This is a genomic window from Pelistega europaea, from assembly GCF_013133775.1.
GTDB lineage: Bacteria > Pseudomonadota > Gammaproteobacteria > Burkholderiales > Burkholderiaceae_B > Taylorella > Taylorella europaea.
Window position 1 is genome coordinate 1 of record NZ_JABGBO010000010.1, and the last position, 15,252, is coordinate 15,252.

At 42.6% G+C, this 15,252-nt stretch carries 13 protein-coding genes; 7 read left to right on the plus strand and 6 right to left on the minus strand.

What is annotated here, in order from left to right:
- The 3 genes from HKX40_RS08960 to HKX40_RS08970 form a co-directional block, all read left to right on the plus strand.
- Positions 1–487: YadA-like family protein (locus tag HKX40_RS08960; protein ID WP_171589238.1), on the plus strand; the 487-nt coding region annotated here is incomplete at its 5' end.
- A 376-nt stretch (positions 488–863) separates the two neighbouring features.
- Positions 864–2,426 (plus strand): ATP-binding protein, encoded by a 1,563-nt coding sequence (locus HKX40_RS08965; protein WP_171589239.1) that lies wholly within the window; start codon positions 864–866, stop codon positions 2,424–2,426.
- A 139-nt stretch (positions 2,427–2,565) separates the two neighbouring features.
- Positions 2,566–3,843 (plus strand): NnrS family protein, encoded by a 1,278-nt coding sequence (locus HKX40_RS08970; RefSeq protein ID WP_171589240.1) that lies wholly within the window; start codon positions 2,566–2,568, stop codon positions 3,841–3,843.
- Positions 3,844–3,849: 6 nt separating this feature from the next.
- On the opposite strand, the gene HKX40_RS08975 is transcribed toward HKX40_RS08970, so the two are convergent.
- Positions 3,850–4,716: a squalene/phytoene synthase family protein gene (locus HKX40_RS08975; RefSeq protein WP_171589241.1), complete on the minus strand. Its 867-nt coding sequence runs from the start codon at positions 4,714–4,716 to the stop codon at positions 3,850–3,852.
- 265 nt (positions 4,717–4,981) lie between these two features.
- On the opposite strand from HKX40_RS08975, the gene HKX40_RS08980 reads away from it, so the two are divergent.
- Complete coding sequence (locus HKX40_RS08980; RefSeq protein ID WP_171589242.1) at positions 4,982–6,268, plus strand: dicarboxylate/amino acid:cation symporter; 1,287 nt, start codon at positions 4,982–4,984, stop codon at positions 6,266–6,268.
- A gap of 350 nt (positions 6,269–6,618) precedes the next feature.
- Here the strand turns inward: HKX40_RS08980 and folK are convergent, their stop codons facing one another.
- Genes folK through hda form a run of 4 tightly spaced genes read right to left on the minus strand, consistent with a single transcriptional unit; the run spans position 6,619 to position 10,112 of the window.
- Positions 6,619–7,203, minus strand: a complete 585-nt coding sequence (folK, locus tag HKX40_RS08985; protein WP_171589243.1) for a 2-amino-4-hydroxy-6-hydroxymethyldihydropteridine diphosphokinase — start codon at positions 7,201–7,203, stop codon at positions 6,619–6,621.
- 24 nt (positions 7,204–7,227) lie between these two features.
- Positions 7,228–8,751 (minus strand): polynucleotide adenylyltransferase PcnB, encoded by a 1,524-nt coding sequence (gene pcnB / locus HKX40_RS08990; RefSeq protein ID WP_171589244.1) that lies wholly within the window; start codon positions 8,749–8,751, stop codon positions 7,228–7,230.
- 3 nt (positions 8,752–8,754) lie between these two features.
- Complete coding sequence (locus HKX40_RS08995) at positions 8,755–9,429, minus strand: HAD family hydrolase (protein WP_171589245.1); 675 nt, start codon at positions 9,427–9,429, stop codon at positions 8,755–8,757.
- Positions 9,426–10,112 (minus strand): DnaA regulatory inactivator Hda, encoded by a 687-nt coding sequence (hda, locus tag HKX40_RS09000; RefSeq protein ID WP_171589246.1) that lies wholly within the window; start codon positions 10,110–10,112, stop codon positions 9,426–9,428. The genes HKX40_RS08995 and hda overlap by 4 nt, the downstream gene beginning before the upstream one ends.
- Before the next feature lie 213 nt (positions 10,113–10,325).
- Here hda and purM point away from each other — a divergent pair, with 213 nt between their 5' ends.
- Together purM and HKX40_RS09010 are read left to right on the plus strand one after the other, a co-directional pair.
- Positions 10,326–11,372, plus strand: a complete 1,047-nt coding sequence (gene purM, locus HKX40_RS09005; protein WP_171589247.1) for a phosphoribosylformylglycinamidine cyclo-ligase — start codon at positions 10,326–10,328, stop codon at positions 11,370–11,372.
- Positions 11,373–11,431: 59 nt separating this feature from the next.
- On the plus strand, positions 11,432–13,003 hold the full coding sequence (locus HKX40_RS09010; protein ID WP_171589248.1) for an ATP-binding protein: 1,572 nt from the start codon (positions 11,432–11,434) through the stop codon (positions 13,001–13,003).
- A gap of 106 nt (positions 13,004–13,109) precedes the next feature.
- On the opposite strand, the gene HKX40_RS09015 is transcribed toward HKX40_RS09010, so the two are convergent.
- Complete coding sequence (locus HKX40_RS09015) at positions 13,110–13,544, minus strand: hypothetical protein (RefSeq protein ID WP_171589249.1); 435 nt, start codon at positions 13,542–13,544, stop codon at positions 13,110–13,112.
- A 398-nt stretch (positions 13,545–13,942) separates the two neighbouring features.
- Here HKX40_RS09015 and HKX40_RS09020 point away from each other — a divergent pair, with 398 nt between their 5' ends.
- Complete coding sequence (locus HKX40_RS09020) at positions 13,943–15,157, plus strand: porin (protein WP_171589250.1); 1,215 nt, start codon at positions 13,943–13,945, stop codon at positions 15,155–15,157.
- Positions 15,158–15,252: the final 95 nt, after the last annotated feature.

A 15,252-nucleotide genomic window follows, 5' to 3' on the forward strand; every position in this document is an offset into this window, starting at 1 on the left:
TCTTGAAGTAGAGACTGTTAAAGCCACTAAGAATATTCAAGTGGGTAATGTGAATATCACCAATGAGGGTGATCCACAATACCACGGGGATATGAATAACGTGATGAACGTCAGTGGTATAGATGGTCAACCTACCGTGATTACTGGTGTAGCAGATGGTATTGGACCAAACGATGCGGTAAATATGAACCAACTTTCTAGACTTGCAGGACAAGTAGGAGAGGTAGACCGCAAAGTTGAGAAATACAAACGTAACGCAAATGCAGGCACCGCGACAGCGATTGCGATTGCTAGCTTGCCACAAGCGGCAGATGCAGGAGCGAATATGTTGTCACTTGCTGGTGGTTCTTATGACGGAGAGACAGCAACAGCGATTGGTTTCTCTCGCCGCTCAGACAACGGCAAATTCATTATCAAGGCAAATGGTTCATTCAATAGCCGAGGTAAAGTAGGCGTTGGTGTCGGTGTTGGTTTCCAATGGCGATAAATGGGGAAATATGGACACGAAACCGTCAACTACTGACGGTTTTGTGCCTTATTTTCCGGAGGAGCTCTGCGACGACGTGGGCAAACGTAACAAAGAGACTTGCAGAAGGTTCGACAGTCGCTCGAACAGTGCTTCAGTAGGGTTGCTTAGCAACCCTACTGAAGCAAACTCGCTTGGTGTCCGAACTTCTTACAGTCTCTTTGTTTGGTATTCATCGTCACAAAGAGCCTCTACGACGACGTAAATAAACATGGCACAGTCTTCTTAGGCTGTGTTTTTTTATACTTGCAAGGCATTTGTACGTAGTTTTTCGTATAGTTTTTGCTAAAGGGGGTATGGTAAAATGAAAACATGACTGGCGAGGAATGGTGAACGCATGACCAAGAAACTTTTACCCATCGGATTGACGAGCTTAGCTCAGATTCGTCGAGAGGATAGATATTATTATGTCGATAAAACACCTCTGATTATAGAGTTGTTGAATACGTCTAGTTACGTGTTTCTCTCACGTCCACGCCGTTTTGGTAAGAGTTTGACCATTGATACCATTGCCGAGTTGTTTTCAGGAAATAAGGCGTTATTTGAGGGGCTATATGCCGAGCAGCATTGGGACTGGGAGGATACCTATCCGGTGATTCGTCTGTCGTTTGCAGGGGAGTCGAAAAAATACGATACAGAACGCCTTGAGCAGTACATTGCAAACATTATTCATGAAAATGCCGAACGTTTAGATATTGTTTTTGATGAACGCATAGAGGGGACTGATGTTGCGTATTTATTCCGAGACTTAGTTCGCAAGTCTCAACAAAAATACGACAAACAAGTGGTCGTCTTAATTGATGAATACGACAAACCCATCATTGATAATCTCAACGATGCGGAGATTGCGTTAGAGATTAGGAATATTTTGCGTTCTTTGTATTCGCAGCTAAAGGACTTAGCACCGAGTATTCGTTTTGCGATGCTCACTGGGGTGTCTAAGTTTGGGCAGATGAGTTTGTTTTCAGGGTTGAATCATCTGAAAGATATTACCATTGATGCTCGATATTCGGCCTTGTGTGGGTATACACAAGCAGAATTAGAAGAGGTCTTTGCCCCTGAGCTGGTGGATGTGGATTTAGAGGAGTTGAAGCAATGGTATAACGGTTATAACTGGGCAGGTGAGTCTGTTTATAACCCGTTTGATATTCTGCTGTTTTTTGATAAAGGCAAGAAATATCAGTCCTACTGGATTAGTACAGGGGGTAATACTTCTTTCTTATACAACATTATTCAGCAGCAGCATTTTTCTCTATTGAGTATGAGGCGTGAGGTGAATAGCATTGGTTTGCTCTCATCCATGGATGTAGGAACTTTGTCGCCTATTCCTGTTATGTTCCAGACTGGCTATTTGACCATTGATCAAGAGATTCAGGAGACGATGGGTGTTCAGTATACGTTGAAGTTTCCGAATAAAGAGGTACGATTAGCGTTTAACCAAGGGTTATGGCAGTGGTATGCTTCTTTGGATATGATGGGGCTTTCTGAGCAGCAGTCGGATTTAATACGTGCTTTACGCCAAGGGGATGTAGAGGCCCTGCGGCAAGTGGTGAGTAGTGCGTTTGCAGGTTTACCACACGACTGGTACCGTAAGAATGAGATTGCTCGTTATGAAGGACATTGGGCCAGTAGCTTTTATATGTTCTTTGCCAGTTGCTGTGAGGAGGTCATCGCCGAAGAGGCGTCTAGCAAAGGACGTGCTGATCTGGTGGTGATAGAACGAGGCAATGTGTATATCTTTGAGTTCAAGATGGCACACACTGGTGATGCGGCTTCAGCCCTAGCACAGATTCAGGAGAAGCGTTATGCGGATAAATATCGAGCGAGTGCTAAGCGGATTATTGAGATAGGCGTGAGTTTTGATGCTCAGACCAAGGCACTGGAATTTGCGGTGGCTTAGTGCTGTGTCTGCGGTAGTATTGAGACCGTTTAGGGGAGTAACTCCTTTTTCTCAAAGGGTTATTATTCGTGGCTGCTCTATACTTGAGTAAAATACAAGGGTTTTATATTGTTGTTTTTTGCATGTTGAATGGTGCATTATGGCTCTTGTACAGATAGATATTCCTAAACCATCTGATCGTAATCCTTCTCGTTTCGATACGATTTTTGCCTTGGGTTTTCGTCCACTTTATCTCTTGAGTGCTATTTGGGCGGCGGTGGCCGTTGTGTTGTGGATTTTTACACCACAACTACTGACTGGAACATTGAATGGAGTGTGGTGGCATGCCCATGAAATGTTGTGGGGGTTTATTGCAACCGTAGCGGTAGGCTTTTTATTAACGGCTAGTGCGACATGGACGGGTAGAAATCCACTGAAGTCATGGGGTTTAGCCTGTCTTTGTGCGATTTGGCTCATCGCTCGCATTGCTTATTTATTACCCGCAGCAACGGCTTTTGTTGTCGGAGCTATTGCAGATGTGGTTTTCTTTGTTTATGGGGCTATTGCATTAGCTCGTGTGTTGTATAAGGTCAAAAGTAAGCAAAATTATCCTTTGGTTGTCGCTCTATTAGGTCTAGCTGCGTCTAATGCTGTTTATTTGTATATGGTAGCTATGGGGCAGGTAGTATATTTGCGTACAGGTTTTCATATCGGTATGCTAGTGATGACGTTTATTGCGCTATTAATTGGTCGTCGTGTTATTCCATTTTTTGCTCAACGTGGAGCTAATTTGGATATTCCTCGTAGCGAGAAATCAGGTAAATATCAGTTATGGTTGAGTGCATTAGCAGTAGTAAGTCTAGTAGCTGGCGTTCATGTGCTTACTTCGGTGTTATTGTTTGTACTAGCTGGGATTACCCTTTATCAGTTGTATAGTTGGCAGCCGTTAGGCGTGCGCAAGGTGCCATTATTATGGGTGCTTTATATTTCTTACGGTCTGTTAGGATTGGGGTTGTTGGCAGCGGCAGTGTATTTCTTGCCTCTTTCTCATGGTGTTTTACCACCAGCAACATTTGTCCATCTTATTGGAATGGGCGGTTTTTCCGTCATGATTATTGGTATGATGACGCGTACAGCGTTGGGACATACAGGGCGACCTCTGCGTGCAAGTAAATTAATGGTGATGGCGTATGTATTTGTAGTACTTGCTACAGTACTGCGGCTATTGGCAATTTTTGTACCTATGATATTGAGTGCTATAAATTCAAGTGATTTAGCTATTGGCAATAATGTGGTTTCCAGTAGCATAAATGCAGCTGGTGTTATTACTGGCTTGTGGCATGCCTCGGCTTGTTTTTGGGTGATAGCTTTCTTGGCCTATGTATACCAATATGCACCGTATTTAACCTCTCCTCGGGCTGATGGTCGACCTGGGTAGTAATCTCTACCGTCCCCATCCAAAAAATCGTCCCTGGCTAATCCAGACTTTGGTGGCTGTGAATAATTTACGCAAAGGGGGTAAGCTAATGCTATGGTCAAATACTTGCCAATCTTTTTGCGATAATGAGTGAAGCAGTTTGAGGCTAAGGTTGGCTTTGATAAGGCAGGGACGTAACGCTTTACGCTGTGAGGCATCAAGGTGCATAAAGGCTTCTTGAAAAAGTTGATGTGCAAAAGTCATCTGTGCCTGCATGCATTGTTTAAATTCAGGCGTGTGTTTGCCATTAAGAATATCTGCCGCCTTAAGGTTATGCTCTCGTAAAAAATCCATAGGCAGATAAATACGACCTTGTGCGGCATCTTGTCCTACTTGCCGTAGTAGGTGGGTGTATTGGATAGCCACGCCAAGATGTTGTGCAAAGCGTAAGGTAGACTCATGCGTTCCTGCTAATACTTGTGCAATTAAACAGGCAAATGCACCTGATTGCATGGTGCAGAATTTTTTCAAACTACTCCAATCCACATAACGGTTATGGTTTAAATCCATCTCCACGGACTCAATAATGTATTGAAAATACTGTTTGGCAAGCCCGTATTGCTGAATAGGTTCCACCAATGCTTGGCTGATAGGATGTTCTGGTTGGTGTGCAAAAAGACGATCAATTTCAGCTTTCCACCAAGCCAGTTTGATACGTGCAATAGAGCTATCGCTAGCGACATAAAGAATATCCGTTACTTCACGCAAAAAAGCATAAAGTGTTTGAATGACCTGCTTCTTATCTTCTGGGACAAATAAGTAAGCATAATGGGCAGAGGAGCCTTCTTTGTAGGTTTTCTCTTGGCGATATTGTTGTGAAGAAGCGTCTGTCATACGTATGTCACAGTGGTTGAACATTACACAAAGTTATGTAGCAAAGGTGCTTATTATACCTGTGAAGTGTTCTTATTGTGTGTATCTCCTTGTTTTGAGGTGGGGATAATGAGAGGGAAATATAGTAAATGGAATGAAAATAAATCTGTGATTTTGTGAGCAAGTTAAATAAAAAATAGAAGTGTTAAATATTTCAGACGATTTCGTATATAATCCCATTACTCTGGGAAAGGGTGTGTATTTTTAACTTTTGTAGGAATGGAATATGTCTGCCATTAAAAGTCTTTTTGCTGGCTACTTCAAAATCAATCTATTAGTCAAAATCCTAGTGGGTTTGATTTTGGGTGCGATTGCTGGCTTGCTCATGCAAAATAATAGCGATATGATCGCTTTCTTAACACCATTTGGTGATTTATTTATTCGTCTATTAAAAATGATTATGGTGCCAGTGATTGCTTGCACATTAATCGTTGGCGCAAGTACGATTTCTCCAGGACATCTAGGACGTATTGGCGGTAAGTTAATATTGTTCTATATGGTGACTTCTGTCTTTGCGATTATTATTGGTCTTGCAGTGGGTATGGTGTTCCAACCAGGTACGGGTTTGGATTTGGCTGCGGTAGAAGGTAAAGCACGTGCAGCTCAAGCACCTAGTGTGATTTCCATCTTATTGAATATCATTCCTACTAACCCAATGAACTCACTTTCTGAGGGTCAAGTATTGCCAATTATTTTCTTCTGCTTGATTTTCGGTATTGCCCTGGCATTTGGTCGTGATAGTGCGGACGAAGCGGTACGTAAATCATCTGATACGGTATATAACTTTATTGATGGTGTAAGTCATGCTATGTTTAAGGTTGTACATGGTGTGATGCAATATGCACCATTTGGTGTGTTTGCCTTGATTTTTATCGTATTCTCTAAAAATGGGGCAACGGCTTTCGGCCCATTGGCTAATGTGACAGTCAGTGTGTATGTGGGTTTGGTATTGCAAGTGGTGATTGTGTACTTTGGTGTATGCTTAATCATGCGTTTAAGTCCACTAAAATTCTTAGCCAAAGTGCGTAACCCAATGGTAACAGCTTTTGTTACGCGTTCATCAGGTGCTACATTGCCAGTATCGATTGATGCAGCAGAGAGAATGGGCGTACCTAAGTCTATTTATGGCTTTGGGTTACCTGTAGGTGCTACTATCAATATGGACGGTACAACGATTTACCTCGGTGTGTGCGCTATCTTTATTGCGAATGCCGTGGGTGTACCATTAGATTTTTCACAACAGCTTACTATCGTATTGACGGCGGTATTAGCGTCTATTGGTACAGCAGGTGTACCAGGTGCGGGTGCGATTATGTTGTTGATGGTTCTTGAATCCGTCGGTCTCAAAGTTGAAGCAGGAAGTGCCGTGGCTGCTGCATACGGTATGATTCTGGGTATTGATGCATTGCTTGATATGGGTCGTACTTCTATGAATGTCGTTGGCGATATGTCAGGTGTTGTTGCTATTGCCAAGAGCGAAGGCGAGCTTGATATGGAGCGCTGGAACTCATAACGCATTTGGTGCTTAATGCATTCGGTGCTTAATGCATTTGGTGCTTAACGCATTTGGTGATTAATGCATTCAGTGCTTAATGCATTTGATGCTTAACGCATTCGGTGCTTAATACGGCGTTTTGCATATAATGCATTTGTTTTTAACTTCATTAAATATTGCTTGTGATGCAATCAAGAGAGACTTCTATAGCAAAACAAAAGGTTTGCAGGAAGTCTCTCTTTTCTTTAGGGACACACACTTAAAACCTGTTCTTCTTAACCGTAAGCTATTTCCCCTATAGTAATTTCCAAAATTTCTAACCTTGAAGACTTCCTGCCCAGTTGCCTTGGCGGCTTGGATTAATTGGTTTAACTCTGTTTAACCTTGAAGACTTCCTGCCCGGTTGCCTTGGCAGCTTGGATTAATTGGTTTAACTCTGTTGGGGTGTAATAAGGTTTGCTTTGTGGTGTTGGGATTGAGGATACATTGTACCCTTTTGCGTGGAGGGGTTTTTCTGAGGGATTAGCCCTATCTGTGTGTGTCTGTTCTGCTAATAGGGCATATAACTCTTTTAGCGGCTCCAGTACAAAAGCGCGTTCGTGCATACGAGGGTGGGGCAGGGTGAGTACTGGGTCATCACTGGTATTATCATTAAATAACAATATATCTAAATCTAGTGTGCGAGGGGCATTGCGATAGGGGCGTTGACGACCATGTTTAAGCTCAATGGCTTGTAAAAGATGCAGTAATTCCATAGCCTCTAGCGAGGTTTCTAGGTAGGCAACCGCATTGATATAATCAGGTCCAGTACTATCAACTGGGGAGCTACGGTAGAAACTTGAACTCACTAACAGTCCGATAGCAGGGTGTTGCCGTAACTCCTCTATTGCAAGAGAGAGAAAATTTTGTGACTCTCCAAGATTGGAGCCTAGACCGATATACGCAATGTTCATTGTAAAAACAATCCTAATAGAGGCTTATTCTTGAGCAGCAGCCCATTGTTTTTTACTGGCACGACGGCGTGTGCGGTAGCGACGACGGGCAGGGCGTTTGTTTTCATCTTTGGTGATATTTGGACTATCTCCCTGAATTGGTATCGTAGCTGATACTTCTTCCAGCGACCCAGTACGCGTCTTGTCCGCATTCATAAGATTTTCTGCGACTCCCTCTGTCTTGCTGGTTTTGCGTTTAGCCGCTGTTCGCTGTGATTTAGATGCTTTGGACTGAGTTTTAGGAATCTCATTAATCATGGTGGCACGCTCGGCATCAGGAGCATTGGCCAAGTCCATCCACCATTGTGCTAATACACTATCAAATTCATGACAAGCCGCTCGAATCTGCAAGAAATCACAGGCTGCACGGAAATAGGGTTGCTGTATCATTCGCCAGATAAACTTGGGCTGGCGTTTATTAAAGCGGGGTTGCATCAGCCAAATTTCTCGCATTTCAGAACTGTGACGTTTCTGAAGCGCTAATTGTTGGACTTGTTCTTCTAGTACACGCCCTGTAGCCTCAACAAGGGCAGGTACTGGTAAAACACCCTGTGCCATAGCTTCTTTTTGATAGGCTTGTACCAAGGGCCACAACAAAGCCGCGTAGAGAAAACTGGCACTGATATGTTTGTTGGAGCGAATCCGATGATCGGTGCGTTCTAGAGTTAGTTCAATCAGTTGATGACTACCTTCTTGCTGTAAAACCAAGTCCAATAGCGGCAAAATACCTTGGTGCAATCCTTCGGCACGCAGTTGTCGCAGGCAGTTAAGAGCATGCCCACAAGTTAATAATTTAAACGTCTCATCAAAAAGACGCGAGGCAGGGACATTAGAAATCAGGTGTGCCAAAGATTTAATAGGCTTGAGGGTATGCGGTTCAATGCGTGCGTCTAATTTTGCTGCAAAGCGTATAGCCCGTAGCATCCGCACAGGATCCTCACGGTACCTTGTCTCAGGATCGCCGATAATGCGAACCAAGCGTTTGTGCAAGTCATCCACACCTTGGTGATAATCAATCACTTCTTGTTTAATAGGGTCGTAGTACAAGGCATTTAGAGTAAAGTCACGACGTGCAGCATCACTACAAATATCTCCAAACACATTATCATTGAGAATACGACCTTGGTCATCTGTGATTTGCTTGCCTGCAGCACGGAAAGTCGATGTCTCAATAATCTCAGAACCAAATACCACATGCACTAGACGAAAACGGCGGCCAATGATACGAGCACGACGAAAACAAGCACGAACCTGCTCGGGAGTGGCGTTGGTGGCGACATCAAAGTCTTTGGGTTCGTGACCCAGAATCAGGTCACGTACCGCACCTCCTACAATATAGGCTTGATAACCCTTTCCTTGGAGTACTTCACATACCTTGATGGCATTGCGTGAGACTAATCGAATATCAATTTGATGTTCTGCTGCTGTATAGACAGTCGGCGTGTTATCCGTGTGTTTTTTCCCAGAAAAAAGTCGAGCCATATATTGGCTAAAGGTTTTTACTAACATATTTTAGAATAAATCAATAATTTTCCAGTTGCGTTCTTGGGCAATTTGACGTAGAGCGTCTTGGGGATTGGTTGCTACAGGATGAGACACGATTTCTAACAAGGGTAAATCGTTAATCGAATCGCTATAGAAATGAACTTCAGCAAAATCTTCAAGGCGTTGCCCACGAGATGCTAACCACTCTTGAACGCGAGTGATTTTACCTTCTTTATAGCTTGGTACACCAGTTACACGACCTGTAAAGCGTCCGTTGATAAACTCTGGTGTCGTACCAATGACGTTTTCAAAGGCAAATGCACGTGCGATAGGAGCGATTACCCATGAGTTGGTTGCACTTACTAGGCAGCATAAATCTCCACGTGAAAGATGCTGATTTACCAACTCAATGGCTTGTGGTTGAATGCAAGGACGAATAACCTCTTGCATATATTGCTCATGGTACTTAGCTAAATCAAAAGGAGAATGCATAGTCAAAAAACTGAGCATAAAAGCTGCTGATTCTTCAATAGTCAATGTGCCAGCCGCATATTTGGCATATATCTCACTATTGCGACGTTGTACTTCTGCAGGGTCTCCAGCGAGTTGATGACGAGAAAGAAATTCAACCCATTCATGATCACTATCAAGAGGTAAAAGCGTGTGATCAAGGTCAAAGAGAGCGAGATTTTGTTTCGTCATTGGAAAAACTCCTGTGATTGAATAAGGTTTTTAAGCAAAGGAATCGTAATAGGACGCTGTTGTTTGAGCGAATAAGCATCAAGTGCTTCTAGCAAGGCAAACAAAGTACGTGCATCACGAGGGCAGTGAGAAAAAATCCATTGGATGACGTCTCGATTAAGACGTAGGCCTTTGGCCGCAGCGCGCTGCTCTAGAGCGTTTTTACAATCGTCATCGTTGAGCATATGTACCTCGTAGACTAATCCCCAACCAAGACGGTTACGTAAATCTTCACGCATTGTCAACTGCATAGGAGGTTTGTCAGCGGCACTAATGATAGAAAACGCGGTATCGGTGACTTTTCGTGCTTGCCACTCATTATAAAGGTTAAATAAAACATCTTGTTGACTTGCAGAAAAGTGTTGTACATCGTCCACACAAACGATACTGTTAGCGGTAAATTGGGGTAATTCGCTACTATCGGATGGAAATGATGTGGGTGTATAAAAATGCTCAGGAGAGTCAGCCATTGCTTGCAACAAATGAGTTTTCCCTGTACCAGCACCTCCCCAAAGAAAAATAGCTTCGCCTGCTTTGAGGTGAGAGAGGATAAATATCAACTCAGCATTCTCACCAACGACAAAATTCTCAATACTAGAGGCTGGTTTTAAAATTAAATCCGCTAAAAATAATTGTTCTTGCATACAGAAAACGACAATGAATTGGCTATTCAGCGTAAAATTATACTTTTCTCTCTTTATTTATTTCAGCGTAATGCTTTTTTAAGGAAAAAATAGTTCGTTGCTTTCCAAAGACTCATTTAAAACGACAGTAGAGTGGTTTGAAGTGGTCAGAGGGCAAGCTATACCACCATTAAAAAGCAGGACTCGCTATTTAGCTACTTTAGGCAGATATTCATGACGACTGACAAAAATTCTCTCACTTACCGTGATGCTGGTGTTGATATTGATGCAGGAGATGCCCTCGTTGAGCGTATTAAACCATTAGCCGCCAAGACAATGCGTGATGGTGTGATGGCGGGTATTGGTGGTTTTGGTGCTTTATTTGAAGTGCCCAAGAAATACCAAGAACCAGTGCTTGTTTCAGGTACTGATGGTGTAGGTACCAAGTTGCGCCTTGCTTTTGAGTGGAATCGGCATGATACTGTGGGTATTGACCTAGTTGCCATGAGTGTTAATGACATCCTTGTACAAGGGGCTGAACCATTATTTTTCCTTGACTATTTTGCCTGCGGTAAATTAAGTGTAGATACTGCCGCGGCAGTGGTAGGGGGTATTGCCAAGGGGTGTGAATTGTCTGGTTGTGCCTTGATTGGTGGTGAAACAGCGGAAATGCCTGGTATGTACCCAGAGGGTGAGTATGATTTAGCAGGATTTGCCGTGGGAGCTGTTGAAAAGTCCAAGATTATTAATGGTCAGTCTATCAAGGTGGGTGACAAAATTATCGGTTTGGCATCCAACGGAGCTCATTCCAATGGGTTTTCATTAATTCGTAAGATTATTGAACGTGCTGGCGCGAAGCCAACTGATGATTTTCATGGGCAGCCTCTTGGTGATGTGGTGATGGCACCAACTCGTCTTTATGTGAAACCAGTACTAGCGGCATTAGCCAAGCATGGGGAAGCGATTAAAGGTCTAGCACATATTACAGGAGGGGGGCTATTGGACAATGTACCTCGTATCCTACAAAAAGGTCTTACAGCACAAATTAAACAGTCTGCTTGGACCATGCCTTCATTATTCCAATGGTTACAAGAGCAGGGCAATGTAGAGCAAGCTGAGATGTACCGAGTGTTTAATTGTGGTATTGGCATGGTAATCGTGGTGGATGCAGCACAAGAAGCAGCAATTACAGCGACTTTACGTGAGCAAGGTGAGACTGTCTATGCCCTAGGTGAAATTGTTGCTCAGCAAGAGGGACAAGCACAGACTGTAGTGATTTAATACGTGGACACCGAAGACAAAAGTCATTCGAGCAAAACCTTAGCACGTGCAGAGAGCTTATGATGAGTAGCCCTAAAAAACTGCTTCCGATTGGTATTGAGACGTTTGAGAAAATCAGCTCAGGCAGGTATTACTACGTGGACAAAACACCTCTGCTAATAAAGCTACTCAACACCTCTGAATTCGTGTTTTTATCACGTCCTCGTCGCTTTGGTAAAAGCCTTACGATGGATACTATTGCACAGTTATTTGCGGGTCGCAAGGAATTATTTACCGGACTGTATGCAGAAGAAAACTGGAATTGGGAGGAGACCTATCCAGTGATTCATTTATCATTTGCTGGGCAGCCTGAAAAAGGCAATGTGCCCCAGCTTCGAGAAATGATAGGAGGATTTTTGGAGGAGAATGCGCGACGTTTCAATATTCCTATTGATGAGAAGGTTTGGGAAAAAGGGATAGGATATGCTTTTCGGGATCTTATCCAAAAAACTAATGAACAACACCAGAAACCGGTTGTCATCCTTATTGATGAATACGATAAACCCATTATTGACAATCTCTCCGATACACAGATTGCTGAAGAGATTCGTTCTATTCTCACATCGCTGTATTCTCAGCTTAAAGCCTGCTCAGGTTTGATTCGCTTTGCTATGCTCACGGGAGTGTCTAAGTTTGCGCAGATGAGTTTGTTTTCAGGGCTTAATAATCTGCGAGATATTTCTTTAGAGGCGGAATATTCTGCATTGTGTGGTTATACTCAGAAGGAATTGGAGCGTTTTTTTGCTCCTGAGTTGGTAGGAGTGGATTTGGAAGAAGTTAAACGGTGGTACAACGGTTATAACTGGCGAGGGGAGAGTGTTTACAATCCGTTTGACGTTTTGCTCTTTCTTGCTAGTTCAGAAAAAGAATTCCTTCCTCATTGGTTTAGTACAGGTGGCAATACGCACTTTCTTTTTGACTTAATGAAAGCGCAATCCTTTAATATGTTGGATATACAGCAGCCTATTGATCCCATCAGTCTCATGAACTCTAATGATATTGGGAATTTACCTGTGCAATCGGTATTGTTTCAATCAGGGTATTTGACTATTGATCAAGTCATTCGTGATGAGGATGGGGTGCAGTACCTTTTAAAATTCCCCAATGTTGAGGTGCGCCAGTCTTTTACGAAAGGGTTGTTGGACTATATGGTCAATACCGCCACTCAGCCTTATTTGACTGACCTTAAAACGGCACTCAATCAAGGGGATATTGAGAAAATGCAAATGGCGATTCGTAGTGCCTTTGCAGCCTTGCCATATCAATGGACGATGAATACACCCATACCCAATTACGAGGGGTATTGGGCAAGCTGTTTTTACATGTTCTTTGCCAGTCGTTGCGTGATGATGAAAGCCGAAGACACTAGTGCTCGGGGTCGTGCTGATTTAGTGGTGGTACAAAAAGGGAATGTTTATATCTTTGAGTTTAAAACATCCAACAACGGTGATGCACAAAGTGCCCTGGCTCAAATTCGAGAGAAACGCTATGCAGATGCTTATCGTGCCAATGCCCAGCGTATTTTTGAAATAGGGGTCAGTTTTAATACCGAGGCCAAAGAGGTTAAATTCGCTGTACAGAAAGTGTCATAGTTGGTACTTGCTTAGCCACTTAACAGCGTGACAGATGCGTATAGAATAGATAAGGGGAAAGCCAGCCACTCTGCAGAGTGGCTAGCGGTGGTATGAAATAGGTGATTTATCTGCGCTTAAAAAGTAGTGTATCTAGCACATAAGCACCTGCTATAGCTAATACCGAAATTGCTGCCCAATGTGTTTGCTCAAAATCACGTATTGCTAACAGAGTTGTCGCTGTTCCTAATACCGCACCAGCAACTGCACGCATGGCAATATAAGCCCAGTTTTCATCAGTAAAGGAGCGACTATGGCGAGGCTTAAAGCGTAGGTTGTCATGATCAAGGCAGCAAGAAGCAATAGACAATAATGCCCCGACAGCCCCAAAGAATAGCCCTGCAAAACTGACTGACCAAGTAATGAGTGCAACAAATAGACCAATAACGATAAGTGCAAGCACGAAAGTACCACTACTAAAGAGGGAGTCACCAGAAGCGTTTAATTCACTGGATGTGTTGGTTTCCACTGAGGGTTCATGAGTATTTTGATTGTCTTGCATCGCAATTCTCCAAAAATTAAACATGTTTGAAAGATACCATCTCATTATAAGGGGAAAAATCAGAAACCGCTCTAAAAAAACAGGCTAACCCATGAAAAATATTTGAGAATTTCTGTTCTTTCGCAGGAGACGAGGGCGGGTAAAAATCCCTTAAAATTGGTGGAGGGAATAGGGGGGGTAGGATTTTTTATGTTGTGAAAAAACATCAAAAAAGTTGCAGGAAAACCACAAAAAAGGCATAAAAACCACAAAAAAGGCAGATAAATCGTAATAAACCTAGCCATAAAGCCAAAAATTTGGTGCAATAACCATAACTTCCCTTTGTGGAAAATTTTCGAGAGCAGTGTTTATTCCTTAGGCATTGTTCAGATTAATCAAATCTTACGGAGATTTAACAAATGAAAAAGACATTATTAGTTGCTGCTTTAGCTGCTGGTTTTGCTGGTGTAGCTCACGCTGAGTCTTCTGTGACTCTATACGGTGTAGTTGACGCTGGTTATGGTTACAAAGCTGAAAAAATCACTAATGGCGACGTTACTATCAAGACTCGTACTCTTGGTGCTCAATCAGGTGTTCAAAACGGTTCACGTTGGGGCTTAAAAGGTTCTGAAGACTTAGGTAACGGCACTTCTGCTATCTTCCAATTAGAGTCTGGTTTTTCTGTAGGTGATGGTACTTCAAAACAAGGTGGCCGTTTATTCGGTCGTACAGCATTAGTTGGTTTAACTGGTGACTCTTGGGGTACTTTCACTATCGGTCGTCAAGCCAACGCTGGTGATGCATTCGTATCAGGTTTCGATCCATTCCAAACAGGTTGGAATCAAGCATCTTCTAACAACACTTTCGGTGATGTAGTGTTCCGTCGTTATGACAGTGTTATTAAGTACGTTTCTCCTGACTTCTCTGGTTTCCAATTTGGTGTAGGTCTTGTTCATAGCGATAAAAAGATAACTAAAAACGGTAATTATATTTACAAAGTAGATGAAAAGACTGGCAAGACACTATACGACCAACCATTAAGTGGAGGCAAGACTACTGGCGTAACTTTTGGTTTTGGTTATAACAATGGTCCTCTATCTTTTGGTGCTTCAGCTGATATCGCTAAAGTTAAGACTTATGGCTTGTTAGTACCTCAAAGCAAAACTATGACTTCTTGGGCTTTAGGTGCATCTTATGACTTTGACGTAGTGAAGGTATATGCTATGTATGGTCAACAGCACAATGGTCAATTTGGTGAAGATAGCGGTAGCTACTTTGATTCAGTATCTGATATGAAAGTTATCTTTGATAATGGCAAAGAAGCATACCTAGGTAATGTTATTCAAGGTGATGGTTTGCGTAACCAAGCTTGGTTAGTAGGTCTTTCTGCTCCTGTAGGCGAAGCTGGTAAAGTGTTATTCTCTTACCAAGGTGGCGTTCTTAAGAACAAAGATGTTGACAATTTAAAATTCAAAACTCACGCTTTCAGCTTGGGTTACCGTCATGCTTTATCTAAACGCACTTCTGTTTACGCTTTAGCTTCTTATGCTAAAGGTAAAGTTAAAGGCTTTACTAATGGTTCTGTCAAATACAAATCAACAGAAGTTGTTCTTGGTTTAACTCACAAGTTCTAATTGTTTCGCATGGCTTGACCATGCTTAGCAAAGTTTAGAATCATACCCCTCGGTTCGCCGAGGGGTATTTTTTTTTTTTTTTTTTTTTTTTTTTT